The organism is Listeria cossartiae subsp. cayugensis (assembly GCF_014229095.1).
Lineage (GTDB): Bacteria > Bacillota > Bacilli > Lactobacillales > Listeriaceae > Listeria > Listeria cayugensis.
This window is the reverse complement of the sequence record NZ_JAARZC010000003.1, coordinates 44,444-69,927: the sequence shown is the minus strand read 5'-3', so window position 1 is coordinate 69,927 and position 25,484 is coordinate 44,444. Positions and strand designations below refer to the sequence as shown.

Genomic DNA, 25,484 nt, shown 5'->3' with positions numbered 1-25,484 from the left:
GAAAAAAATCTATTAATGAAGGTGAAATTAAATGAAATTAACAATTGGTTGTGACCACGGCGGACGTAGACTAAAAGATGCCATTGTGAAACATTTACGTGAAAAAGATATTGAAGTTGTTGATATTGGAACCTATACGGACGAAAGTGTTGATTTTCCGTCGTATGCAGAAGAAGTTGCCAATCAAGTAGTAAGTGGGCAATCTGAACTCGGAATCTTATGCTGTGGAACTGGAATTGGTATGAGTATCGCTGCGAATAAAGTCGATGGAATCCGTGCTGCAGTTGTTTCAGATACTTTCTCAGCGCGTGCTACTAGGGAACATAATAATAGCAATATTCTCTGTCTTGGCGAACGCGTCATCGGTGAAGGACTAGCGCTTTTACTTGTTGATACTTGGCTTGAGGCATCTTTTGCAGGTGATCGCCATAAACGCCGCTTGGATAAAATTACTGAACTTGAGAGAAAGTGAGGATGAACATGAGGAAAATAGCCGCTTCAATTATGTGTGCAGACCAACTACATTTAGGTGATGAGCTCCGGCGCCTTGAATCTGCTGGCGTGGAACTATTACACTGCGATGTGATGGACGGTGTATATGTGAATAATCTTGCGCTTGGTCCGGAATATTTGGAAATAGTGCGAAACAATACAGAAATCCCTCTAGACATACATTTGGCTACTATTACCCCACTTAAATATATTGACATGTTTGGCCCTGTGAAACCGGAATATATTTCTTTTCATGTAGAAGTAGCGGAAGACGTGTCAGAAGTCATCCAGAAAATTCGCTCTTACAACGTTAAACCATCTATCGCGATAAATCCGGAAACCCCGATTGAAGCCATTTATCCGTATTTAGATGATGTGGAAATGGTGTTGATGATGACCGTAAATCCAGGTTTTGCGGGGCAGAAATTTCAAACAGATGTATTGCAGAAATTGGATGATTTAAAAACGAAACTAGCTGGAAAAGTCCATGTGCCGCTCATCGAAGTGGATGGCAATATTAATAAAGAAACAGTAGGCTTAATGCGAGATTGTCTACCAGATATTTATGTACTGGGGACATCGGCACTTTTTCATAACCGAGATAAAACGAGTTATGCAGAAAGACTGGTACACATTTGGTCCGACGTAGAAAAACATGTGTAATAAAGCACAAAGAATTTAAGGGAGATGATCGTTTTGAAAAAAACATTAGATAGACAAGCAGTGGATACGATTCGTTCGTTATCTATTGATATGATTGAGAAAGCAAATTCAGGACACCCGGGAATGCCGATGGGAGCAGCACCAATGGCGTATATGCTATTTGCGAAACATTTAGTATTTAACCCAGCCAACCCAGAATGGTTTAACCGCGACCGCTTTGTCTTGTCAGCAGGACACGGTTCCGCGCTACTTTATAGCATGCTTCATTTATTTGGTTATGATGTAAAAATGGAAGACTTGAAGCAGTTCCGTCAGTTAGATAGCTTAACGCCGGGACATCCTGAATTTGGCTGGACTGCTGGGGTGGATGCAACGAGTGGACCGCTTGGACAAGGGATTGGTATGGCAGCTGGAATGGCACTTGCGGAGTCCCATTTGGCAGCGGAATATAACCAACCAAACTACCCAATTGTCGACCATTACACGTATGCGATTTGCGGTGATGGCGATTTGATGGAAGGTGTGGCATCAGAAACAGCCTCACTTGCAGGACATTTAGGACTTGGAAAATTAATCGTACTATACGATTCCAACGATATTTGTTTAGATGGAGATTTAAGCGCAACGTTCAGTGAAAATGCAGCAGACCGTTTCCGAGCATATGGCTGGCAAGTTTTGCGCGTAGAAGATGGCAACAATTTAGCAGCTATTCAAGAAAAAATTGTCCAAGCAAAACTAGAAACATCGAAGCCAACGCTAATCGAAGTGAAAACAGTCATTGGTTACGGCGCGCCAACAAAAGCAGGTAGCTCCGCAAGTCACGGTGCTCCGCTTGGTGAAAAAGAAGCGAATGGCGCGAAAGAACATTATGAATGGGCAGAAGAGCCTTTCACAGTACCGGCTGAAGTTCGAGATTATTTAAGAAATTACAAAGCGCGCGGGGAAAAACTAGAGGGCGCTTGGAACACAATGCTCGCTAATTACAAAAAAGAATTCCCAGAACTTGCGAGTCAATTAGACCGCGTGTTAGCGGGAGAAGTAGCTGCTGATTGGAATGCTAATTTGCCAACTTTTGAAGCAGGCACAAATGTCGCAACGCGCTCTGCTTCTGGAAAAATGATCAACGCGATTGCAGCCGAATTACCGGAACTTTTCGGTGGGTCTGCTGACTTAGGTTGCTCGAATAAAACATTTATTGATGCGAGCCCAGCATACAGTATTCAAGACCCAGCTGGTAAAAATATCTGGTTCGGTGTGCGCGAATTTGCGATGGGAGCAATGTTAAACGGAATGGCTCTTCATAGCGGTTTACGAGTATTTGGCTCCACTTTCTTTGTCTTCTCAGACTATGTCCGCCCAGCAATGCGGATGGCTGCTTTAATGCAACTTCCAGTAACCTACGTGTTCACGCATGACAGTATCGCTGTTGGTGAAGACGGCCCGACACATGAACCAATCGAACAATTAGCCTCGCTTCGTGCTATGCCAGGTCTAACCGTTATCCGCCCAGCAGATGCCAAAGAAACGCGCGCTGCTTGGGAAATTGCTGCAACCAACACAAATGGCCCAATCGCACTAGTGCTGTCACGCCAAGACTTACCAGTACTCGAAAACGACCAAGAAGAAGTAGATGCAGGGGTCGAAAAAGGTGCCTACATTGTCGCACCAGCAACTAGTTCCAAACCAGACGCCATCATTATCGCAACTGGGTCCGAAGTGTCTCTTGCAATCGAAGCGAAAGCCGAACTCGCGAAAAAAGATATTGACGTTTCTGTAGTTAGTTTATCCAGCTGGGAACGCTTCGAAAAAACAACCGATGCGTATAAAGAAAGCATTTTACCAAAAGAAGTGACAGCGAGATTTGCGATTGAAGCCGGAGCAACATTTGGTTGGAAAGAATTTATTGGATCAGAAGGCGATATGCTAGGAATCGACCATTTCGGCGCATCTGCCCCAGCGAAAGATTTGTTTAACGCTTACGGCTTCACTCCAGAAAATGTGGCGGATCGTGTCGAAGCTGTAATTGCGAAAGCCGGTGTGCGCGTATGACATTCGTAGCGCCATCGTTACTTGCAGCTGATTATATGAACATGGCAAACTCCATTAAAGAAGCAGAAGATGCCGGAGCTGACTACCTTCATATCGATGTCATGGACGGACATTTTGTGCCGAATCTGACATTTGGAATCGACATGGTCGAGCAAATTAGCAAAACAGCGACTATTCCACTGGATGTCCATTTAATGCTTTCAAACCCAGAAAACTATATTGAAAAATTTGCCGCAGCTGGTGCGCACATTATTTCCGTGCACATCGAAGCGTCACCGCACATCCACCGCGTCATTCAACAAATTAAAGCAGCGGGCTGTAAAGCGGGAGTCGTGCTTAATCCAGGAACTCCGGCGAGCGTGCTGGATGCCGTTTTAGCAGATGTAGATTTAGTTTTACAAATGACTGTAAATCCTGGTTTTGGTGGACAAGCATTCATCGAGTCAACTACCAAAAATATGCGCTATCTGGATAATTGGCGCCGTGAAAACCACGGTAGCTACGTTATCGAAGTAGATGGCGGCGTAAATGCTGAAACCGCAGAGAAATGTAAACAAGCCGGCGTGGACGTCCTTGTTGCTGGATCTTACTTCTTTGGAGCGGCAGATAAAGCAGCTTGTATTCAAGGCTTAAAACAATAAAACATCCCAAAAAACTAGGTCGCCCAAAAAGCACCTAGTTTTTTTATATTATATAGTAGATATTTTTTTAATTGATACATCCATCGCTCTAGCTTATACTTAAATTAATACGACAACGCAAAGGAAGAGATATATGACACAACTCACATTTCGAAACGCGACAGAACAAGACACGAAGCTAATTCTTCGTTTTATTACAGAACTCGCAACACACGAAGGCATTGAAAAAGATGTGGTAGCAACGGAAACCGGTTTACAGAAGGCCCTTTTTCAAGAAAAATCCGCCGAAGTAATTATCGCTGAATACGAAGACGTGCCAGTTGGTTTCGCACTCTTTTTCCATAATTTTTCCACATTACTTGGCAAAAAAGGCTTATACCTAGAAGACCTGTACATCATTCCAGAAATGCGCGGAAAGGGCTGTGGAACAGAGTTTTTCAGCTATTTATCTAAACTAGCCATAGAGCGAGATTGCGGCAGATTTGAATGGTGGTGCCTAAATGAAAATAAATCAGGCATGGACTTTTACGAAAAAATTGGCGCAGAAAAAATGTCAGAATGGACCGTACATAGGCTCACTAAAGCCAAAATGGAAAAACTAAGCAATTTATAAAGGATGGGATTTAAATGAAATGGGACAAACTATTAAATGACAAACGCCGCCGCGAATCCGGTGTCACTCGTTCCAAAAACACCGACGTACGTAGCGCTTTCGAAAATGATTTCCAGCGCATCGTCATGAGTGCATCATTTCGCCGTTTACAAGATAAAACCCAAGTATTCCCACTAGAAAAAAGCGATTTTGTTCGTACACGACTAACTCACTCAATGGAAGTAAGTACTATCGCAAAATCAATGGGAAACATGGTTACACACACGATTCAAGAAGAAAACCTAGATGAAGAATTTACAAAAGAACACGCAGATAAAATTCCCGAAATCCTCGCTTGTGCAGGGCTTTTACATGATATGGGGAATCCGCCGTTCGGTCATTTTGGTGAGGAAAGTATCCGCGAGTGGTTCCGCGATAATTTAGCAACAATCACTTACAAAAATAAAAGTCTAGCAGAAATCCTAACACCGCAAATGAAAGAAGACTTTTATTACTTTGAAGGTAACGCGCAAGTGCTTCGTGTAGTTTCCAAACTGCATTATCTTTTCGACCAATACGGCTTAAACCTAACATTTGCCACTTTAAATGCGGTTATCAAATACCCAGTTTCTTCTTTAAAAGTAAATAAAAAACAAATCAAAAGTAAAAAACTAGGCTATTTTTACGCCGATGAATCTCTTTTTAATGAAATAACAACTGCAACAGAAGCGCGCGATAACCGTCATCCGCTGACTTATTTACTAGAAGTAGCAGACGACATCGCTTACCTAAACGCCGACCTAGAAGACGGCGTGAAAAAAGGCATCGTCAACATCACGCAAATCTTAAAAGGTTTTGAAGAAGTAGAAGAGCACAATAAAGTCACTGCCGCATGCTACAACGAACTCAAGAAAAAAAGCGAGCGCTACGAAGGGCAAGAAGAAAGTTTCATCGTACAACAATGGCTAGCATCGAATGTCCGTGGTCAATTAATCAATCGCTCACTCGAAGTGTTTTACGAGAACTACGACGCAATCATGGCTGGTACATTCAACGACTCACTTATCGATGCTTCAAGCGCCGAACAACTTGTTCATATTTTACAAAGCCTATCATTCACGTATATTTACCAAGATAAAGGCATTGTTGAATCCGAAATCGCCGGCAACGAAATCATCTCCAAATTGCTCGAAACGTTTATTCCGGCAGTTATCTACTATGATAGCGAAACACCAGAACGCCAAACAGCAAAAGACAAACGCCTACTAACCTTGATTTCCGACAACTACCTAGGTTGCTACCGCAAAAACGCAGAAGGCGAAAGCGAAACAATGAAACTATACCTCCGCCTGCTACTCGTAACAGATTTCATTTGCGGCATGACCGACAGCTACGCGAAAGATTTATATCAACGTTTGAATGGACTAAGCTAATTCACTAAATTTCAAGTAACACCTTGACATCTAAACCTCAAGGTGTTACTATATTCAAGGTGCCTCTACTATAAACAGAGGTCTGAAAATAAAACAGCGTTGTAGGTCGAACTTACAGCCATTTTATTTTACCGAAAAAATGAACCACCTGGATGTGTGGAACTACTAAATAAGGAAGGAGGAATTTATCCCATGCCTACAATTAACCAATTAGTACGCAAACCTCGTCAATCTAAAATCAAAAAATCTACATCACCTGCTTTGAACAAGGGCCTAAACAGTTTTAAAAGAGAATTAACAGACGTTAACTCTCCTCAAAAACGTGGCGTATGTACTCGTGTTGGTACCATGACTCCTAAAAAACCTAACTCGGCGCTTCGTAAATATGCCCGTGTACGTTTGAGTAATGGTATTGAAGTAACAGCTTACATTCCTGGTATTGGTCACAACTTACAAGAACATAGTGTTGTTCTTATTCGTGGTGGACGTGTAAAAGATTTACCAGGGGTACGTTATCATATCGTTCGTGGAGCGCTTGATACAGCTGGTGTTGAAAATAGAGGACAAAGCCGTTCTAAATACGGTACGAAAAAACCTAAAAAATAATACTTATAAAATATGAAAGGAGGATATCCGATGCCTCGTAAAGGTCCTGTTACTAAACGTGACGTGTTACCAGATCCGATTTATAATTCGAAACTAGTAACTCGTTTAATTAATAAAATGATGGTTGACGGAAAACGTGGAAAGTCTCAAGCTATCCTATATTCCGCATTCGATATCATTGCACAAGAAACTGGTAAAGATCCGATGGAAGTATTTGAACAAGCTATGAAGAACATTATGCCTCTTCTTGAAGTTAAAGCTCGCCGTGTAGGTGGTGCTAACTATCAAGTACCTATCGAAGTACGTGCTGACCGTCGTTCTACTCTTGGTCTTCGTTGGTTAGTAAATTATGCTCGCCTTCGTGGAGAGAAAACAATGGAAGTACGTGTTGCTCGCGAAATCATGGATGCTGCCAATAATACTGGTGCTTCTGTTAAGAAACGCGAAGATACACACAAAATGGCTGATGCTAACAGAGCGTTCGCTCACTATCGTTGGTAAAAAAATCACTGACAAATTCCAGGTATATTGCCTGAAAAATTGTTTTATGGAAGGAGAAATACAACATGGCTAGAGAGTTCTCCTTAGAAAAGACTCGTAATATTGGTATCATGGCCCACATTGATGCGGGTAAAACTACCACTACTGAACGTATCCTTTTCTATACAGGGCGTATTCACAAAATTGGTGAAACCCATGAAGGTGCTTCTCAAATGGACTGGATGGAGCAAGAGCAAGAACGTGGTATTACTATCACTTCTGCTGCGACAACAGCTCAATGGAAAGGCTACCGAGTAAACATTATCGATACACCAGGACACGTAGACTTCACAGTTGAAGTTGAACGTTCGCTTCGTGTACTTGATGGTGCTGTTGCGGTTCTAGATGCACAATCTGGTGTAGAACCACAAACAGAAACAGTTTGGCGTCAAGCTACTACTTACGGGGTTCCTCGTGTAGTATTCGTCAACAAAATGGACAAAATCGGCGCAGACTTCCTATATTCTGTAGGTACTTTGCATGAACGTTTGGCTGCCAATGCGCACCCAATCCAACTCCCAATCGGGGCCGAAGATACATTTGAAGGTATCATTGACTTAATCGAAATGAACGCGTTGTATTACGAAGACGATTTAGGTAATGACCCTCATATTAAAGAAATTCCAGCTGATCTGAAAGACTTAGCAGACGAATACCGCGGTAAATTAGTGGAAGCAGTTGCTGAACTTGACGAAGAGCTAATGATGAAATACCTAGAAGGCGAAGAAATTACAAAAGAAGAACTTAAAGCTGGTATCCGTAAAGGAACACTTAACGTTGAGTTCTATCCTGTAGTTTGTGGTACAGCATTCAAAAACAAAGGTGTTCAACCAATGTTAGATGCAGTACTTGATTACCTTCCAGCACCAACAGATGTTCCAGCTATTAACGGCGTATTGCCTGATGGAGAAGAAGCTGCTCGTCACGCTGATGATTCAGAACCATTCTCTTCCCTAGCATTCAAAGTTATGACTGACCCTTATGTTGGACGCTTAACTTTCTTCCGTGTTTATTCCGGTACTTTGAATTCCGGTTCATATGTACAAAACTCGACTAAAGGTAAACGTGAACGTGTTGGACGTATCCTTCAAATGCACGCTAATCACCGTGAAGAGATTTCGATCGTATACGCTGGTGACATCGCTGCTGCCGTAGGACTTAAAGATACAACTACTGGGGACACTTTATGTGATGAAAAAGAACAAATTATCTTAGAATCCATGGAATTCCCAGAACCAGTTATCCAAGTCGCTATCGAACCTAAATCGAAAGCTGACCAAGATAAAATGGGGCAAGCTCTTGCGAAACTAGCGGAAGAAGATCCAACTTTCCGTGCTGAAACTGACCAAGAAACTGGCCAAACTCTTATCTCCGGTATGGGTGAACTTCACCTTGACATCCTTGTTGACCGTATGAGACGTGAATTCCGCGTTGAAGCTAACGTTGGTGATCCACAAGTTTCTTATCGTGAAACATTCCGTAAATCTGCTCAAGTTGAAGGTAAATTCGTACGTCAATCCGGTGGACGTGGACAATATGGTCACGTTTGGATTGAATTCGGACCAAACGAAGAAGGTAAAGGATTTGAATTTGAAAATGCAATCGTTGGTGGGGTTGTTCCACGTGAATACATCCCAGCTGTACAAGCAGGTCTTGAAGGCGCACTAGATAATGGTGTACTTGCAGGCTACCCACTGATTGACATCAAAGCAAAACTTTACGACGGATCTTACCATGACGTCGATTCCAATGAAATGGCCTTCAAAGTGGCTGCTTCAATGGCATTACGTAATGCTGCTAAGAAATGTGATCCTGTAATCCTTGAGCCAATGATGGCTGTAGAGGTTGTTATCCCAGAAGAATACCTTGGTGATATCATGGGTAACATTACTTCCCGTCGTGGTCGTGTAGATGGTATGGAAGCTCGCGGTAACGCTCAAGTTGTTCGCGCATTTGTACCACTTGCAAACATGTTTGGTTATGCAACTCACCTTCGTTCAGGTACGCAAGGTCGTGGTGTATACACTATGCAATTTGACCACTATGAAGAAGTTCCTAAATCTATTGCTGAAGAAATCATTAAAGCTAATGGTGGAAACAACAAAGAAGATTAATTGATTTTTTTCGCAACATCAAGTATAACTTTAGTTAGAAGTATTGCTTAGTTTAATTTAAGCTAAGTAAAAAATAATTATCGAATTATCGAGGAGGATATTTTAAAATGGCAAAAGAAAAATTTGACCGCTCTAAACCCCATGTTAACATTGGTACTATTGGACACGTTGACCATGGTAAAACAACTTTAACTGCTGCAATTACAACTGTACTTGCTAAAAAAGGCTATGCTGATGCACAAGCTTACGACCAAATTGATGGTGCTCCAGAAGAAAGAGAACGTGGTATCACAATCTCTACTGCTCACGTTGAGTACCAAACTGACAGCCGTCACTATGCACACGTTGACTGCCCAGGACATGCCGATTACGTTAAAAACATGATCACTGGTGCTGCACAAATGGACGGAGCTATCTTAGTAGTATCTGCTGCTGATGGCCCAATGCCACAAACTCGTGAACATATCTTACTTTCACGTCAAGTTGGTGTTCCATACATCGTTGTATTCATGAACAAATGTGACATGGTTGACGATGAAGAATTACTAGAATTAGTTGAAATGGAAATTCGTGATCTATTAACTGAATATGAATTCCCTGGCGATGACATTCCTGTAATCAAAGGTTCAGCTCTTAAAGCACTTCAAGGTGAAGCTGACTGGGAAGCTAAAATTGACGAGTTAATGGAAGCTGTAGATTCTTACATTCCAACTCCAGAACGTGATACTGAAAAACCATTCATGATGCCAGTTGAGGATGTATTCTCAATCACTGGTCGTGGAACAGTTGCAACTGGACGTGTTGAACGTGGACAAGTTAAAGTTGGTGACGAAGTAGAAGTTATCGGTATCGAAGAAGAAAGCAAAAAAGTAGTAGTAACTGGAGTAGAAATGTTCCGTAAATTACTAGACTACGCTGAAGCTGGCGACAACATTGGCGCACTTCTACGTGGTGTTGCTCGTGAAGATATCCAACGTGGTCAAGTATTAGCTAAACCAGGTTCGATTACTCCACACACTAACTTCAAAGCTGAAACTTATGTTTTAACTAAAGAAGAAGGTGGACGTCATACTCCATTCTTCAACAACTACCGCCCACAATTCTATTTCCGTACTACTGACGTAACTGGTATTGTTACACTTCCAGAAGGTACTGAAATGGTAATGCCTGGTGATAACATTGAGCTTGCAGTTGAACTAATTGCACCAATCGCTATCGAAGACGGTACTAAATTCTCTATCCGTGAAGGCGGACGTACAGTAGGCGCTGGCGTTGTTTCTAACATCAGCAAATAATATCTGATACGATTCAAACCGACAAAGTCATTTGGCTTTGTCGGTTTTTTTGTGTAAAAAAAGCTGAATAATCTAGTAATAAAGAATTAGTTCATATTTCTAAAAAATTAGATATATACAATTTTTGATAATTGTGCTATATTTGGAATGCACATAAATAATTTACAGAGGAGAGAGAATGAAATGAAAAAGAAATTAGTTACTTTAGGGTTAGCGGGTGCAATATTTTTATCAGGAATGGGAATCTTAAACGTAAGCGCAGCAAATTATTCGGATACAAAGTTTAGTTTTACACTAGGTAAACTTGGTGCAAATGATTACACTGGTTCTAGACAAAAACAGAACACTACATCATCTTATGTGAAATTAAATTCAATTGGAAAAGGAACAATGGATACATGGCTTTTAAAATCTAATGGAGCTAGCGTTCGAAGTAAATATGTGACTGTGAGGCAAGGTGAAAGTAAAAAAATTGCTAACTACGCTTATGAAGATTATGGCAAATGTAATGTTAAATTAGCTGCTGAAACTAGTAAAACTCAATTTGTTAGAGTTACTGCTACAGGCCTTTGGAGTCCAGATAGTATTTAAATAATGATAGGGTAGGTTTCTGAATCAATGGAAGCTTACCCTATATTTGTAAAAGGAGAGTTTAAATGAGTCGATTTTTAAAAATAGAATTTAATAGAGTTTTTAAAAGTAAATCATTTCTTGCTGCTCTTGCACTGGGAGTGTTAATTGTGCTAATTCAACAAATAACTGTCGCACGTTACTATTCCACGGCAGAAGAAAATGTATTTTTATATTTAACAGGTTATGATACAACGGGGCTTGGAACAAACCTTTATTATTTATTGTTACCATGTTTAGTGGCTTTAGCTGGTGCGGATTTATTGGGTGAAGATCGGCGTAGTGGCTTAGATATATTTTCGCGAATAAGAGGAAATGATAAACAGTATTATTTTTCGAAGAGCATCGTTGCTTTTATTGCTGGAGGGGTAGTATTTTGTTTGCCTTTAATTATGGAACTTTGTGCATTAATGTTAGTGTACCCCTCTATACCACTTGATTATTTCGTAGCAGAAGTACCGGTTACATATGGTGCGATGTTTTCGAATATTTTTTATAACAGTCCGCTTACGTATGAGATGATATTTCTTGTAATAGGCTTTGTTTACGGAGGGTTATTTGCTTTAATTGGAATTCTAGTGTCCTTTTTTAGTTCTAGTAAATATGTAGTTTTATTGAGTCCACTAGCTATTTATTATGGTGTTTGGGTTGTGTTTTCTTTGATTGGCTATCCAGAGTTTAGTCCGTTTGGTTTCTTAACTCCAAAGCAAGGTTACCCCTTAAATTTCCATATTATTTGGATAGAATTTCTACTTCTTTTAGTAGTGATAATTATGGGTATTATTTGGAGTGTGAAAAATGAAAAATCATAATTTAGTTCGGTTGAATTTTGATTTTGAAAGAAGAAAATATTTACTGCTTTTATTGATATTTGTTTTTATAATTGTATTACGCTTGTTGTACACAAAAAATGTCGAGACAGATGTCCTTTACATTGTACAGAGCTCCGTATCAGTTGAAGTTCTATTTATAATTTTGAGCCCGTTCTGTTTATGGATGAATCAAATATTGTGTTTTCAACATAGGGAACTAGCTGTTGTTCGGATTAAGAACAAATATACACTTTGGAAAGTCAATGCAACTGTTATTTTGTGGAATGCCTTTTTGCTTGCAGTATTAACTAATGCCTTAAATTATGCAAATGGTGTTATTGTAATGAATTCCCAAATAGTACAAATTTACATTTATTCTTTTATATTATTTGGTTTAGGTTTAGTTCTTGTAGGTGTTTTACAGAATATACTACTTGTAATTACAGGTAATAAGGCAATTGCTTTTTTTGTAGTATTTCTGGTATTTTTCTTTGATACTAGCACAATCAAATTGCAGCTAATTTCCAATCTGTTTATAGTGAACCCTAATGATCTTACTGACTTGTTGTCATTTGCTGGGCGAGTTTTCTGCTTGGTTGGTGGGATTATTGTATTATTTTTAATAAGTTGGTTACTTACAGAGAAAAAAGATATGTTTCGAACTTCGAAAAAGAAGGTGCGTTAATATGTGGTTATTTTTTAAACGGGATATATTATGGTTCCTTCAAGGGAATAAATTGAAAATAATAGGCTTGGGAATGCTTCTGATATTAGCAATTTTAATAAATGTTGTTAATGCAAAAAATGCATCGGGGACGATAGCAGATGTGTTTTTGAGCTTTTTAAAACAGGATAATGGGGCGGAAAATCCGCTCAAAAGTAGCTTGAATTGGATTATCATTCAAAGTTTGCCAGTTTTTCTATTTGGGAGTTATTTTTACAAGGAATTGTTTGCATTAGAGGAATTTATTACTATTCGCTTTAATAATAGAATGCTGCCCTTTCTTTCCAAAATTTTACTCATAATTACGATGATGTTGATTTATTATTTTGTAATTATTGGGCTAGTAGTGTTTATTAGTTTTCTTTTTGGTATTCGTTTTGATGTGCAACCGGTGCTATTATTTATAGATTTAAATATGCCACTTTATGAAATTGGGTTGTACTTTTTTGTTGGTGGGCTAGCGCTTATCACGCTGCAATTGTTGCTTTCAATATTAATTAAGCCATTTTACGCTATCACAGTAGTGCTTGTCATTATTGTCACCAACTGCTTTATTACTAACTCTTGGATTATAGGAAGCATTTCAAATGTTGCTGGATTCGCTGATGTAAATAATTGGCTGTTATTTAGTATTCAATTGGGATATATTATTTTGGCAATACTCATTGGCGGAAATATTTATCGAAAGACAGATTTATATAAACTAAACTAGGGAGAAGATCGATGAATTATATAAAAGTTAATCATTTAACAAAAGTAATCAACAACAACACTGTGCTAGATGATATTGATTTTGAATTAAAGCGAGGTGGGATTTATTCGTTCATAGGTCATAATGGCTCTGGAAAAACGATGCTTTTTAGGGCGTTATGCGGTTTTATTGCACCAACAAGTGGTGAAGTTACAATTAATGGCGTTAGTATTAGTAAAACTAAATCTTTCCCAGAAAAGACCGGAATTATTATTGAAACGCCAGGCTTTTTAGCAAATTATACTGGTTATAAAAACTTGGAATACTTAGCTTCTATTAGAAATCAAATAGGTGAAAAGGAAATACTTGCTGCGTTAGAACAAGTTGGACTTTCTGGAAAAGAGAACTTGAAAGTGAAAAAATATTCGCTTGGAATGAGACAACGGCTTGGTATTGCTCAAGCTATTATGGAAGACCCGGATTTGTTAATATTTGACGAACCAACAAATTCGTTAGATAAAGCTGGCAGTCAGAGTTTTATTGACTTGATTTTAGACTTAAAAGAAAAAGGGAAAACGATTTTGTTAGCAAGCCACCATATTGCTGATATTGATGGAATATCAGATGAAATATTTGAAATGGAAGCAGGCCAAATAATAAATAGGAGAAAAGCATGAAAAAAATACTTGGCGGAATCTTAATTATTTTAGTAATGGGCCTGTTTGCTTGGCGTGTGTATGATGTAAACGCTAATTCTTTTTCATATGAAAATAAGACACATACTGAACAGGAAAAATTTCAACTTGGAAGCGCAACAACCATTGCTAGAAAAGCATTTGTTGTAAGTGATGCAGACTTAAATAAATATGTGACAAAAGATTATTTTAAGCAGGAAAATAAGGCTCTTTTGCTCGTTCAATTAGAATCTACAGAAAAAGATATAAGAATTTCTGATTTTCAGTTAGGGTATAAAGAATTTGTAACGTTGTCAGATACTTCGGCAGCAAGTTATGAATTTGAAGATGGGGTGTATAAAATGGTGATAGGTTTTAATATACCTAAAGAATTACTAGCAACTAATAAGACATTCACATTAGTTACTCCGAGTAAATATTGGAAGAACGGAGCAAGGGATGTTGTGGAAATCAGTTTATAAAAAGTAGCCTTATTCAAACCGACAAAGTCATTTGGCTTTGTCGGTTTTTTTGTGCCTGAAATAAAAATTAACTTGAAAAATATCACATTTTCGCATAACCTTAATGTAGACATATCTTTTTACCTTCTAGACCGAAATCAAGGAGGTAGGCCAAGTGGTACAATTTGATGCTCGAAATATGGCGTTACTCGAATCGCTCGTCGTGGCGAATGTATATCTTGCACCAGAGAAATTACAAGAAGAACTAGGCATTTCCAAACGAACACTTCAATATGATGTGGAAAAAATTAATAAAGAATTAGATAATATAGGACTTGATGGTATTCAATCCGTGCGTGGACAAGGGTATTATTTATTAGAAGAAGAAAAATCGACAATGAAAGAAATCCTTGAAAATAGGGAAGCGAGCCACAAAGTCTTTTCAGCTAGTGAACGCCGCATCCGTATTTTATTTTTTCTGCTCGTAACAGATGCACGAGTAATTATCGATACGATTAATGAATGCAATGAAGTTAGTCGCAACACTAGTTTGCAGGACATTAAACAATTAAAATTAGCGCTCAAACAGTTTAATTTAGAGCTTATCTATGATCGGAAAAATGGCAATATGGTGCTCGGTGATGAGCGAAGTATCCGCCAATTTTTCATCCATTATTGTATGAATAACGAAGAAATCGCAACCGCTGACCAGTTGCTCGATTTAATGAAAATCAATCCAATGATAAAAAATCAGGAATTATTTCCTAATTTAGATAAGATTTTCGAAATTTTAGCGGTGACGGAGAAAAAAATTGGTATTCGTTATACGGATGAGGTTATTGAGCGCATTGGTATTATGATTTTCTTCTTTAAAGAGCGGATGAAGCGTGATTGTTATTTAGATGAGCATGAAGAACATGAGGTGGAATCTTTTGATATTGCGGAGGAAATTTATGAGCAATTGCAGCAAACCGAGAATTTTTCAATCAATCATGCGGAAATCACTTATTTAGGTAAACTTTTGCTCGGGGCGAGTCGTTTGAACGATGATGCGGCCGCTACAGGGAAACTTGATATTATTGTGGAGAAGATCATTGCCGAATTTGAGCGCCTTGCCTGTGTGAATTTTGAAGATCATCGCAATTTGAAAAAGGATTTATTACTGCATTTACAGCCAGCTTATTATCGGCTTAAATTCCAAATCGAATGGATTAATCCGCTACGTACAGACATTAAGCAGAGTTATAGTGATGTGTACGAGATTACCAAAAAATCATTAGAACCACTAGAAGATTTGCTTGGTGAAACAATTCCGGAAGATGAAATAGCTTACGTTACCATTTTATTCGGTGGCTATCTTTCACGCAAAAATAATACGTTAGTTGAGCGCAAGAAACTCTTAATTGTGTGCTCTAAAGGCGTTGGGACTTCGCGGATGATTGAACGCCAATTGTCGCAATTGCTCGGTGAACGGGTAGAGATTTTAGAGCCAATTTCGATTCGTGAATTTGAAAAAGGGCTGTATACGCCAGACTTTATCGTTTCTACTTTGCCGATTATGGAACCGAAAGCGCCAGTTTTCATAGTGAGCCCAATTTTAACCGAAGCGCAGAAACAGCAATTGATGAAGGCGATTGCGCCACACATTTTACAAAAAGATTCGGATGCGCGTATGTTATCGTCCGTGCTCGATGTGGTCGATCAATATGCCAAAGTGGAAGACCGTGAGAAATTAGCATCCAAGCTAAAATCCGTGTTATTCCAAGTGCAATCAGATAGCCAGCTAGAAAAATCACCAACACTTGAAGACCTTTTACCGAAAGAACGAATTGCTTTTCAAGAAAGTGTGGCTGATTGGCGTGAAGCTATCCAAGTTGCTTCGAAATCACTACAACAAGAAGGTTATATCTCGAGAAATTATCAGCATGCAATGATTGAAAATATTGAGAAACTAGGCCCATACATCGTTATTGCACCAGGGATTGCACTTCCGCATGCTTCGGTAGACGACGGGGCATACCGCGTCGGCATGAGCTTGCTACGGCTGGATAAGCCAGTTTCATTTTCAAGTAAGGCGAAGGATCAAGTTAAATTAATTATTGTGCTCGCTTCCATTGACTCCTACACACATATTAATGCGCTGAGCCAACTCACTAATTTAATTATGAAACATCACTTACTGGAGCAGATTGAACAGGCAGAGTCAGCAGCAGAAATTGCCGCAATGTTAACAATAAAATAAGCGAAAAAGCCAGTGGGGCACCAAGTTGCCGCGCTGGCTTTTTTGTATACCCGTTAACAACGAAATGTAACAGTCTATTCTTTGCACTTTCGAAAAGAAAGGAATTGGGCTTTTTTAAACGGGAGTGCTACAGCTATAATAAGAGTGTAAGTTATTGATAGCGCTATCAATCAGTTAGAAGGGATGAAGAGATATGTCTTTTTTGAATAAAGAGCTTGTGAATCTGCATGGAACAGCCAAAAATGCTGACGAAGCTATCGTGCAAGCAGGAGAATTATTAGTGAATGCAGGTTATGTGAGCGAGCAGTACGTTGAAAAAATGGTGGAATCTTATCATGAAAATGGTGCGTACTTTGTCATTGCACCTCAAATAGCAATTCCTCATGCAAGACCAACTGATGGTGTGGAAAACTCTGCAGTGTCACTTGTCGTACTAAAAGAAGGTGTGAATTTCGGACACGCCGCAAATGATCCTGTGCGATTAGTATTCGGACTTGCAGCAACTTCAAGCGAGGCACATTTAAAAGTCATTCAAAAAATCGTCTCCTTGCTTAGTAACAATGAGAACATTGAAAAAATGATTCATTCAGAAGATTATCAAGTAATTGGAGAATTAGTGGAGGGATAATAATGAAAATTTTAGCAGTGTGTGGACTTGGTCAAGGGACAAGCTTAATTTTACGAATGAATGTAGAAACAGTTTTACGTGATATGGGAGTGGACGCAGACGTGGAGCACATTGATGTATCCGCAGCTCGCTCGATGAATGTTGATATTATCGTAACAAGCCAAGAGTTAGCTGAAACGCTTGGAACAGATACGAGTGCAAAAATAGTCATCGTCAACAATTATTTTGACAACGCAGAAATTAAAAATGCATTATCCACAGCAATAAATAGTTAAATACGACAAAAAAAGGTGGGAAAAAAATGGAGATTATTACGTGGATTGCCAATAACTTTTTTGGAACCCCAGCCATACTTTTAGGTTTTATCGTACTTCTAGGGTTGCTTTTACAGAAGAAAAATTTAAGCCAAGTTATTAGCGGAACGTTCAAGGCAATTATTGGTTTCTTAATTATTAACGCTGGTGCGGCTGTTATTACTGGCTCCCTTGGGATTTTTGAACCGATGTGGAAAGAAGTATTCGGGCTTGAAACACCGCCACTTGCAGGATTTTTAGGACAAGAAGCCTTTAATGCAAAATTTGGTAGTGCGGTAACACTTGCGATGACACTCGGATTTTTAGTCAACGTATTATTAGCAAGATTTACACCGTTTAAGTACATTTATTTAACTGGTCATATGATGTTCTGGACAACGACAATTTTTGCCGGAATTACTGTGCAAGCTGTCGGCGGAGATATTCCATTTTGGGGACTTGTGCTCTTCTTAGCAGTAATTATGGGTCTTTACTGGACGCTCCAACCAGCGATTACACAACCATTCCTACGTAAAATTACTGGAAATGATAACGTCGCTTTAGGTCACACTTCTTCCAGTGTAGCGATTTTATCTGCTTTGCTTGGGAAAGTATTCGGAAATAAGAAAAACGATGCCGAACATATTAATTTACCGAAAAAATTAGAGTTCTTACGTGACTCAAACGTTATTACCGCTCTTACAATGGGAATTCTGTTCGTAGTTGGTGCAGTAATTTTGATGGTGAAGAAAACACCGGGAGCAGAAAAACTCATTGCCGAATCTGGAAATCAAAGTTTCATCGTTTACTCCATCGTTCAGTCCTTTACGTTTGCCGCGGGTATCGCCATTGTTCTTGTAGGTGTGCGGATGTTTATCGGTGAAATCGTACCAGCCTTCAATGGTATTGCAACAAAACTTGTACCGGGTGCGAAACCTGCACTGGATGCGCCAATCGTTTATCCTTATGCACCAAACTCCGTAATTATCGGTTTCGTAGGCGCGTTCATCGGAGCGATTATCTGGTTAGTTGTACTTGGAAATACAGTTGGCTACGTGTTTGTGCCAACAATGATCGTTCTCTTCTTCCACGGGGCAGTTGCTGGAGTATTCGGTAACTCAACTGGTGGCGTGAGAGGAGCATTGATAGGTGGATTCTTAACAGCTACGGTTGTCGCCTGGGGTCAATATATTATGGTTACCTTCTTTATCAATACGACTGTTCCAGATACAGCAATGTGGGCAGCCGACTCAGATATGTTTATCCTCGGACCAATTGTCAGCATGTTAGCGAAGTTATTCTTTTAAGTAAAATCTAAACCTCTTCCTTGTCTAGCATTCAAGAGGAAGAGGTTTTTTGAAAGGAAGTTTTAAAAATGAGTTTTATTCGTACTTTTTATGGAGATATTGCCCCGGAGCAACTGGGCTTTACTTATTCGCATGAGCATATTGTTTGTGTGCCGGCTTACTGGCAAGAGCGAGATGCCGACGATTTACTTTTAGATGATAAAGAAAAATCGCAGTTAGATGTACAAGATTTTGCGGATTTAGGCGGAAAAACGATTGTCGATGCGACGGCGGTTGATTACGGTAGACGCGTGCTTGATGTAGCGCAAATTTCCAAAGAAACCGGCATTCAAATCGTTGGAACAGCTGGCTTTAACAAAAGCTTCTTGTGGGACGGGAAAATTAAACCTGAACTGAAACCAATCATCGGGGATTTCGAAACCTATTATGAATGGATTGAAAATACTTCTACGGAAAAATTAACGGAATTCGTTGTAAATGAAGTCGAAAATGGGCTTGAAGGAACGCCGTATAAGGCTGGTCAGGTGAAATTTGGCACTGGTTACAATATGATTACACCTTTAGAAGAAAAGACGATACGCGCGGTTGCTAGAGCACATCACGAGACAAAAGCACCAATTCATTCTCATACAGAAGCGGGAACGATGGCTTTAGAGCAAATCGAGATTTTAAAACAAGAAAATATTCCGTTAGAATATCTATCTATTGGTCATATGGACCGCAATCTTGACCCGTATTACCACAAGCAAGTTGCAAAAACAGGCGCATTCATGTCATTCGATGGCATTGCCAAAATTAAATACGCACCAGAAAGCGCTCGGATTGCCGCGATTCTTTACTTGGTTTCAGAAGGGTTTGAAGATCAAATTCTAGTTAGTGGTGATACCGCTCGCAAAACATATTATAAGCATTACGGTCACGGACCAGGACTCGAATATATCGCTAAAAAATGGGTGCCACGCTTTATCGACGAAGCAAACGAAAAAGGCTTTGATGGAGAAAAATTAGTCAAAAAATTCTTCATAGATAACCCAGCTAGATGTTTTACATTTAAAAAATAGGAGGCGAAATCTGTGTTATATGCAGATGAAAATTCATTTGATATTGGCGCGAAAATCACGAAAACGAAACCAGTCATTTTGCCAATAGGAGCGGTCGAAGCGCACGGGCCGCATTTGCCACTAGGGACAGACAATATTTTAGCGTCAGAATATTCTGCGAAAATAGCGGCGAAAACAGACGGATTCGTGCTTCCGGTATTACCGTACGGCCAAGTTTGGAGTTTGCAGGATTTTCCGGGAAGTTTGACATTATCGAATGAAACGGTCACCAAAGTAGTCGTGGAAATCGGTGAAAGTCTTTATAAACAAGGGTTCCGGCTGTTTGTACCAGTGAGCGGGCACCTTGGCAATATGGCAGCACTCAAAGATGCAGCGCGCGAACTTTATGCAAAATACCCCGATATGATTATCCTGCACATTTTTTACCCGAATATCCAAAAATTAGCCATGGATGTACGCGAAGGAACAGCCAATCACCATACGTACATTCATGCTTGTGAAATCGAAACATCACTCATGCTCTATTTATCCCCAGAAAATGCAGATATGAGTCGTGCAATTGATGATCCGCCCATTTTACCAATTGATGCGGATTACACCCCAACCCCGTGGCAAAATTTCACCAAGACAGCGGTTTTAGGAGAAGCCACTTTAGCAACGGCAGAAAAAGGCGAATACTTGATTGAAAAAACGTTAAAAACATGTGTGGAGTTGATAAAGCTTGAACAAGAAAAAATTCGAAAATCTACCGAAATGGAATAATTTTGCGCTATTTAATTTTTTAGCGAAAGATAAGGAAAATAGCCTGGAAGTCATGGAAGCGGCGCGTGGTTTTGCCGTTCCGGGAATCGTTGCGACAAACTATGCAACCGCAGAAGAAGCGGCGAATGTGGTTCAAGAATTACAAACTACAGCGGCGGTCGTGAGTGTAGGTCTTGGTGGTGGCGGAGACTGGCAAAACTGGCGCGATGTGCTTCATATTGCTCGTCTTACACCAAATACGCACATCAACCAACCAATCGAAACAGCGGGATTAACAAATGACTTGCTTCCAGAAACCTACACCAATGCACTCGTTCGCCCAACAGGAAAAGTCGGCATCGTCAAATTATCTTCTGGAGATGAAATTACTGCCGAAGAAGCAGTTGATTATTGCCTATCCGCGAACATCCCATCAATTAAATTTATGAGCATTGAAGGCACAACGTATTTAGACGAACTAATTTATTTAACAAAAATTGCCGCTGAGAAAGGTATTTACGGTATTGAGCCAGCGGGCGGGATTGGCGCCGATAATATCCTTGAAATAACAAACGCCATCCAGTCAACAGGAATCCCGTTTTACATGCCGCACATTTTTGGGAAAACCATCGATAAAGCAAGTGGTAGAACGAAACCAGAAGAAATCGCGAAAATTTTTGCAGCTTTGGAGGAGAAGTAAATGATTAATAACTATATCGATATCACGGTTCGTTTATTAGAAAATATTCTCGATAATGAAGCAGATTATGTAAAAGAAGCGGGAGCCAAAGTTGCCGAGTCTATCGAAAACGACGGTATTATCCATTTATTCGGCTGTGGGCATTCCCATATTTTAACCGAAGAAGTATTCTACAGAGCAGGCGGATTAGCGGCAATTCATCCGATTTTACATGAACCGTTAATGCTCCACGAAGGTGCCGCGGCGTCCTCTGTACTCGAACGGAAAAATGATTATGCGAAAACGTTTATGGCGGAGGAAGATATTCGCCCGGGAGATGTCATGATTGTGTTATCGACATCGGGTCGCAATCCTGTACCAATTGATGTGGCCGAAATCGCCCGTGAAAAAGGTGCTTTTGTCATCGTGATAACCTCGTTGCAATATTCAGCCAGTCAAAAATCGCGTCACGTGTCTGGCAAGCGACTATCCGATACAGGTGATATTGTGATTGATAATGGTGCTGTTAAAGGGGATGCAGTATTAAAATCAGCCAACTTCGATATCGCGTTCGCCCCAACATCTACCGTAACAGGCGCGGTCATCTTGCAATCGATTTTTGCAGAAGCAATTGAAAAAATGGTAAACGATAATTATACGCCACCAGTATTTATTAGCGGAAATGTCGAAAATGCCGATGCGCATAACCAAGCACTTGTTGATAAATATAACGAACGTATTCCGCTTCTTGGAATGAATTTATAAAAGTAGCTTCCCTAGGGGTTTTGTTTCCCTAGGGTTTTTTAGTATAATAAAGTTATTAAGGAATTTGGAGGAATCGTTATGCTTACAACGAGAAAAGCATTACATTATTTAGACAAAAGAAAAACAAAAGACGCGATTCGCTTACTTGAAACTTGTTGGAATCAAACAGTGACAGACGAAAATAAAAGTGATATATTCACAGCCACCGTATTACTCAGTGACGTGTTATACCAAAGAGGCGAACGTTTTCCGGAAATCTATCAACACCTCATGTCGATTTTAGAAGACATGCAAGATTTAGAAGCAGTCGATTTCGAACGCGAAAAGGCGAAGCAGATTTTCGCTGAGTTAGATGAATATTTTAGTGAAGTAGGGACATTTTTCCAAGGTGATCACTTGGCAGAGCTTTGGACAAAAACCAATTATAAAAATGAATATGAAGACGTGTACCCCACACGACAAAGAGTGGCTGACATCGAAGCAGAACTAGGGTATAAACTGCCTAAGTCATACGTCTACTTAATGCGCCATACTCAAAACGGAGGCATAGTATCAATAGATTCTGTACCTACGACAGAGCCAAGTTCATGGGCAGAGAATTGTGTAGCTATTACTGGAATTATGGGAATAGGAAGTCACGGAATTTCTACATTAAATGGATCATACAATACAAAATTTTGGATGGAAGAGTGGGGTTATCCAGATGTTGGTTTAGCGATTGCGGATTGTCCTTCTGCCGGGCACGATATGGTTTTCTTAGATTACCGAGAATGCGGCAAAACAGGCGAGCCAGCAGTTGTTCACATTGATCAAGAAGCTGATTATAAAATAATTAAGCTAGCTGAGAATTTTGAAGCGTTCATTATGAGTTTGTATATAGAAGAATATTAATCCAAAAAATGAAAAGGAGTGCGGCCGATGGATTCAGCATATGTATTTGATAGCGAACAAGCAACGAAATTATTAATGAAGAATTACGAGTTAGTAAAAACAAGTGGTGTGAGTTTTATTGATAAACGAATTCGCTTTCTGATTGCTCGTCTTTTTGCGGGGAATAATGAAGTGGTTAATCCGGAACAATTTCATACACTAAACAAAGAATTTAAGCAGCAACTAGGTATGTTTACTGCGCTTAATGGCAACGTGCGCGCATCGCTTGTAGGGCTTTTGATGGCTAACGGGAATGCCAGTCCGGAAAGCGTTCGCCAAGTAATTTCCAATTATAAAACATTAATTGAAGCCGGTTTCCAGCGCACAGAATACACTTATTTTGCGGCATATTTATTACTACAAGCTGAAAACCAGACAAAAACTGCTCAAAAAGCCAAAACCATCTACCAACTTTTCAAAAAAGCACACCCATTTTTAACTAAAAGTGAAGATGTGACAACCGCCGTTTTCCTAGCAAATCTTCCAGAAGAAAATACCGGAAAATTGGCCGAGATAACAGAATACTATTTTCAAGAGTTCGCCGCGAAAGGCTTCCGCAAAAATGATAGCTTACAATTTTTAGCAACAACCGGGACTCTTTTATATGGTGAAAAAGACAGCAAATTCATTCGACGAGTAGATAATGTCGTAGAAGAATTGCGCCAAAAAGGAGTGAAAATAAAACCGCTCCATTATTCCAGCATCGGGATTTTAGCCTTTGTCATGGATGGTCGCAAAATTGACTCTGGGTTAGTGAAGCTAATTGATGAATTGGAGCAACAACCAGGCTTGCGTTTTGGACGCGAATTCGTTACAGCTCTAGCGATAAGCCTCTACACCGAAAAACAATCAGGGCAAATGAGCAAAGAACAATTAGAAGGATTAATGGTCAATGTGCATATTTTAATTGCGATGGAACAAGCAGCTGCAGCAGGTGTCGCCGCTGCTGCGAGTGCGGCCGCCGCATCTAATTAATACAAAAAAACTGGTAAGCTACGTAGGCTACCAGTTTTTTCTATTTAAGGGCTAACATAATAGTCATTACTTTTCTTAGGTGGATTGGAAGAACTTAAAACATAGTCTTTCAAAAATGAATTCGGTGCGGAATCCCATAATTCCATTCCAGCAGATTTTGGTGGTGCGGTACCGGCGAAGAAATACATATTATTTAATCCCATCGTATCCGCCATTTTTTCCTTGTCTGCTTGACTGTATTTATCATAAGACTCATTTGTCATCAAATCCATTATTGCTTTATCATAGCCACTATTATAAAAAGTTTCGTAGTCAAATTGGTCGAAATTCAGCAAGTTTTCATCCGTAGATCCTTTTGCTTTTGCCCAAGTTTCGATATCTAGCTTTTTGGACTGATAAGTGAAGTTTTTATTTTTGGCACTATACGTTATTGTACCGTACTTATGTGGGAAAACCGAAAGCGCATTGGTGACGATATCCGTGATTTCTTTACCATCTGTACTCTTTGTAGAACGAATATTTTGCGTGTGGATATGACCGCTTAGGGAGAAATCCATTGAGCCAGCTGTAAGAGCATCAATCACTTGTTGATTATAATTAATCGTATACCCTTTTTGAATGACGTCATTATGGTCAGTTAAATTATGGTGCAATACAGGGATAAGTTTGGCGCCGTTTTTCTTCGCAAGCGCACTGCTTTCTTTTATCCAATCTAATGTTCCAGCGGTTAATCCGCCTTCTGTTGTGGGATTTCCTTGCTGCATATTTGTTTTGTAAATAGCCGTATCTAACATTAGGAGCCAGACTTTGGAAGACGGAGCCGCTAAATAACTCAGCGAAAAATCATCCCGCGAAATAGCATCTTCATAGCCAAACTTTCCATAAATTTTACTGAAATCTGTAGGCGAAATCGTGTCAGTTGGCAGTTGCTTATCTTTTTCAAACTTGCGCGCCCACGGGTTGTTAATGTCATGATTACCAGGAATAACAAAAACTTGCGTGCCATTTTTTTCTACTTGAGTGAGTTTTTTCGCTAATTCCTCGTGGCTTGTTTTCTCACCATTGTTCGTCAAATCACCACTAATAATGAGCACATCGGTCTTTTTCGCTTCAACATCCGCTAAAAAAGCATCCGTTATTTCATTGCTATAAGCCAGTTGTTTGCCATCGCCAGCAGCCACATATTTTTCAAAAGCTTTTCCTTTATCCGTTAAAGACGGCGCAAAATAATGGACATCGGTTGTTACTACCATCGATAAATTACGATCTTTTTCGATTGGCGCAGTAACTTTCTCCGTTGTTCCACTTGCAGAACCACAGGCAACTAAAGAAAAAGATAACAGGATAGGTGTAGCTATTTTTAAAAATCGAATCACGTTAATCACGCTTTCATGTTTGTATTTTCACAATGAGCCGTAAAATTTAGAACAAAACTCAAAAAGGGAA

General features: G+C 39.7%; 27 protein-coding genes. 26 read left to right on the top strand and 1 reads right to left on the bottom strand.

Features of this window, described 5'->3' with window-relative positions; all coding sequences use genetic code 11:
- The first annotated feature begins 31 nt into the window (after window positions 1–31).
- From rpiB to HCB49_RS10010, 26 genes are all read left to right on the top strand, one after another.
- Window positions 32–472, top strand: coding sequence for a ribose 5-phosphate isomerase B (gene rpiB / locus HCB49_RS10135; RefSeq protein WP_003722019.1), 441 nt, complete (start codon window positions 32–34; stop codon window positions 470–472).
- 8 nt (window positions 473–480) lie between these two features.
- A complete protein-coding gene (locus tag HCB49_RS10130) occupies window positions 481–1,155 on the top strand; it encodes a ribulose-phosphate 3-epimerase (protein ID WP_185604858.1) in 675 nt (224 codons plus the stop codon).
- A gap of 33 nt (window positions 1,156–1,188) precedes the next feature.
- Complete coding sequence (gene tkt / locus HCB49_RS10125) at window positions 1,189–3,204, top strand: transketolase (RefSeq protein WP_185604857.1); 2,016 nt, start codon at window positions 1,189–1,191, stop codon at window positions 3,202–3,204.
- On the top strand, window positions 3,201–3,845 hold the full coding sequence (rpe, locus tag HCB49_RS10120; protein WP_185604856.1) for a ribulose-phosphate 3-epimerase: 645 nt from the start codon (window positions 3,201–3,203) through the stop codon (window positions 3,843–3,845). The genes tkt and rpe overlap by 4 nt, the downstream gene beginning before the upstream one ends.
- Window positions 3,846–3,978: 133 nt before the next feature.
- Window positions 3,979–4,458, top strand: coding sequence for a GNAT family N-acetyltransferase (locus HCB49_RS10115; protein WP_185604855.1), 480 nt, complete (start codon window positions 3,979–3,981; stop codon window positions 4,456–4,458).
- A 14-nt stretch (window positions 4,459–4,472) separates the two neighbouring features.
- Entirely contained in the window at window positions 4,473–5,870 is a 1,398-nt protein-coding gene (locus HCB49_RS10110) for a deoxyguanosinetriphosphate triphosphohydrolase (protein WP_185604854.1), read from the top strand.
- Window positions 5,871–6,062: 192 nt separating this feature from the next.
- Complete coding sequence (rpsL, locus tag HCB49_RS10105) at window positions 6,063–6,476, top strand: 30S ribosomal protein S12 (RefSeq protein WP_003720973.1); 414 nt, start codon at window positions 6,063–6,065, stop codon at window positions 6,474–6,476.
- Between the two features lie 30 nt (window positions 6,477–6,506).
- Window positions 6,507–6,977, top strand: coding sequence for a 30S ribosomal protein S7 (gene rpsG, locus HCB49_RS10100; protein ID WP_003753956.1), 471 nt, complete (start codon window positions 6,507–6,509; stop codon window positions 6,975–6,977).
- A gap of 65 nt (window positions 6,978–7,042) precedes the next feature.
- A complete protein-coding gene (gene fusA / locus HCB49_RS10095; RefSeq protein ID WP_003724965.1) occupies window positions 7,043–9,130 on the top strand; it encodes an elongation factor G in 2,088 nt (695 codons plus the stop codon).
- Between the two features lie 107 nt (window positions 9,131–9,237).
- Complete coding sequence (gene tuf / locus HCB49_RS10090) at window positions 9,238–10,425, top strand: elongation factor Tu (RefSeq protein ID WP_185480361.1); 1,188 nt, start codon at window positions 9,238–9,240, stop codon at window positions 10,423–10,425.
- 183 nt (window positions 10,426–10,608) lie between these two features.
- On the top strand, window positions 10,609–11,016 hold the full coding sequence (locus tag HCB49_RS10085) for a DUF2712 domain-containing protein (protein ID WP_069890480.1): 408 nt from the start codon (window positions 10,609–10,611) through the stop codon (window positions 11,014–11,016).
- A 65-nt stretch (window positions 11,017–11,081) separates the two neighbouring features.
- Complete coding sequence (locus tag HCB49_RS10080; RefSeq protein WP_185604853.1) at window positions 11,082–11,867, top strand: hypothetical protein; 786 nt, start codon at window positions 11,082–11,084, stop codon at window positions 11,865–11,867.
- Complete coding sequence (locus tag HCB49_RS10075; protein WP_185604852.1) at window positions 11,854–12,552, top strand: hypothetical protein; 699 nt, start codon at window positions 11,854–11,856, stop codon at window positions 12,550–12,552. Before HCB49_RS10080 ends, HCB49_RS10075 begins: the two co-directional genes overlap by 14 nt.
- A 1-nt stretch (window position 12,553) precedes the next feature.
- Window positions 12,554–13,303, top strand: a complete 750-nt coding sequence (locus HCB49_RS10070; protein ID WP_185604851.1) for a hypothetical protein — start codon at window positions 12,554–12,556, stop codon at window positions 13,301–13,303.
- Window positions 13,304–13,314: 11 nt separating this feature from the next.
- Window positions 13,315–13,959, top strand: coding sequence for an ABC transporter ATP-binding protein (locus HCB49_RS10065; RefSeq protein WP_185604850.1), 645 nt, complete (start codon window positions 13,315–13,317; stop codon window positions 13,957–13,959).
- A complete protein-coding gene (locus HCB49_RS10060; RefSeq protein ID WP_185604849.1) occupies window positions 13,956–14,438 on the top strand; it encodes a hypothetical protein in 483 nt (160 codons plus the stop codon). The genes HCB49_RS10065 and HCB49_RS10060 overlap by 4 nt, the downstream gene beginning before the upstream one ends.
- A gap of 154 nt (window positions 14,439–14,592) precedes the next feature.
- Window positions 14,593–16,659, top strand: a complete 2,067-nt coding sequence (locus HCB49_RS10055; RefSeq protein WP_185604848.1) for a BglG family transcription antiterminator — start codon at window positions 14,593–14,595, stop codon at window positions 16,657–16,659.
- Between the two features lie 193 nt (window positions 16,660–16,852).
- Window positions 16,853–17,287 (top strand): PTS sugar transporter subunit IIA, encoded by a 435-nt coding sequence (locus HCB49_RS10050; protein WP_185391921.1) that lies wholly within the window; start codon window positions 16,853–16,855, stop codon window positions 17,285–17,287.
- 2 nt (window positions 17,288–17,289) lie between these two features.
- Complete coding sequence (locus tag HCB49_RS10045; protein WP_185313032.1) at window positions 17,290–17,562, top strand: PTS sugar transporter subunit IIB; 273 nt, start codon at window positions 17,290–17,292, stop codon at window positions 17,560–17,562.
- A 26-nt stretch (window positions 17,563–17,588) separates the two neighbouring features.
- The gene (ulaA, locus tag HCB49_RS10040) at window positions 17,589–18,887 is read left to right on the top strand and encodes a PTS ascorbate transporter subunit IIC (RefSeq protein WP_185391922.1); all 1,299 of its coding nucleotides are present in this window, start codon (window positions 17,589–17,591) and stop codon (window positions 18,885–18,887) included.
- A 68-nt stretch (window positions 18,888–18,955) separates the two neighbouring features.
- Window positions 18,956–19,948: a phosphotriesterase family protein gene (locus tag HCB49_RS10035; RefSeq protein ID WP_185604847.1), complete on the top strand. Its 993-nt coding sequence runs from the start codon at window positions 18,956–18,958 to the stop codon at window positions 19,946–19,948.
- A gap of 12 nt (window positions 19,949–19,960) precedes the next feature.
- Window positions 19,961–20,710 (top strand): creatininase family protein, encoded by a 750-nt coding sequence (locus tag HCB49_RS10030; protein WP_185604846.1) that lies wholly within the window; start codon window positions 19,961–19,963, stop codon window positions 20,708–20,710.
- The gene (locus HCB49_RS10025) at window positions 20,670–21,389 is read left to right on the top strand and encodes a KDGP aldolase (RefSeq protein ID WP_185604845.1); all 720 of its coding nucleotides are present in this window, start codon (window positions 20,670–20,672) and stop codon (window positions 21,387–21,389) included. The genes HCB49_RS10030 and HCB49_RS10025 overlap by 41 nt, the downstream gene beginning before the upstream one ends.
- Window positions 21,390–22,133, top strand: a complete 744-nt coding sequence (locus HCB49_RS10020; RefSeq protein WP_185604844.1) for an SIS domain-containing protein — start codon at window positions 21,390–21,392, stop codon at window positions 22,131–22,133. It abuts the gene before it with no gap.
- A gap of 78 nt (window positions 22,134–22,211) precedes the next feature.
- Window positions 22,212–23,024 carry an SMI1/KNR4 family protein gene (locus HCB49_RS10015; RefSeq protein WP_185604843.1) on the top strand — a complete coding sequence of 271 codons (813 nt, stop codon included), beginning with the start codon at window positions 22,212–22,214 and terminating at the stop codon, window positions 23,022–23,024.
- A gap of 27 nt (window positions 23,025–23,051) precedes the next feature.
- Window positions 23,052–24,038 (top strand): DUF4003 family protein, encoded by a 987-nt coding sequence (locus tag HCB49_RS10010; protein ID WP_185604842.1) that lies wholly within the window; start codon window positions 23,052–23,054, stop codon window positions 24,036–24,038.
- 44 nt (window positions 24,039–24,082) lie between these two features.
- Here the strand turns inward: HCB49_RS10010 and HCB49_RS10005 are convergent, their stop codons facing one another.
- A complete protein-coding gene (locus HCB49_RS10005) occupies window positions 24,083–25,414 on the bottom strand; it encodes a cyclic nucleotide phosphodiesterase (protein ID WP_185604841.1) in 1,332 nt (443 codons plus the stop codon).
- Between the last annotated feature and the right edge of the window lie 70 nt (window positions 25,415–25,484).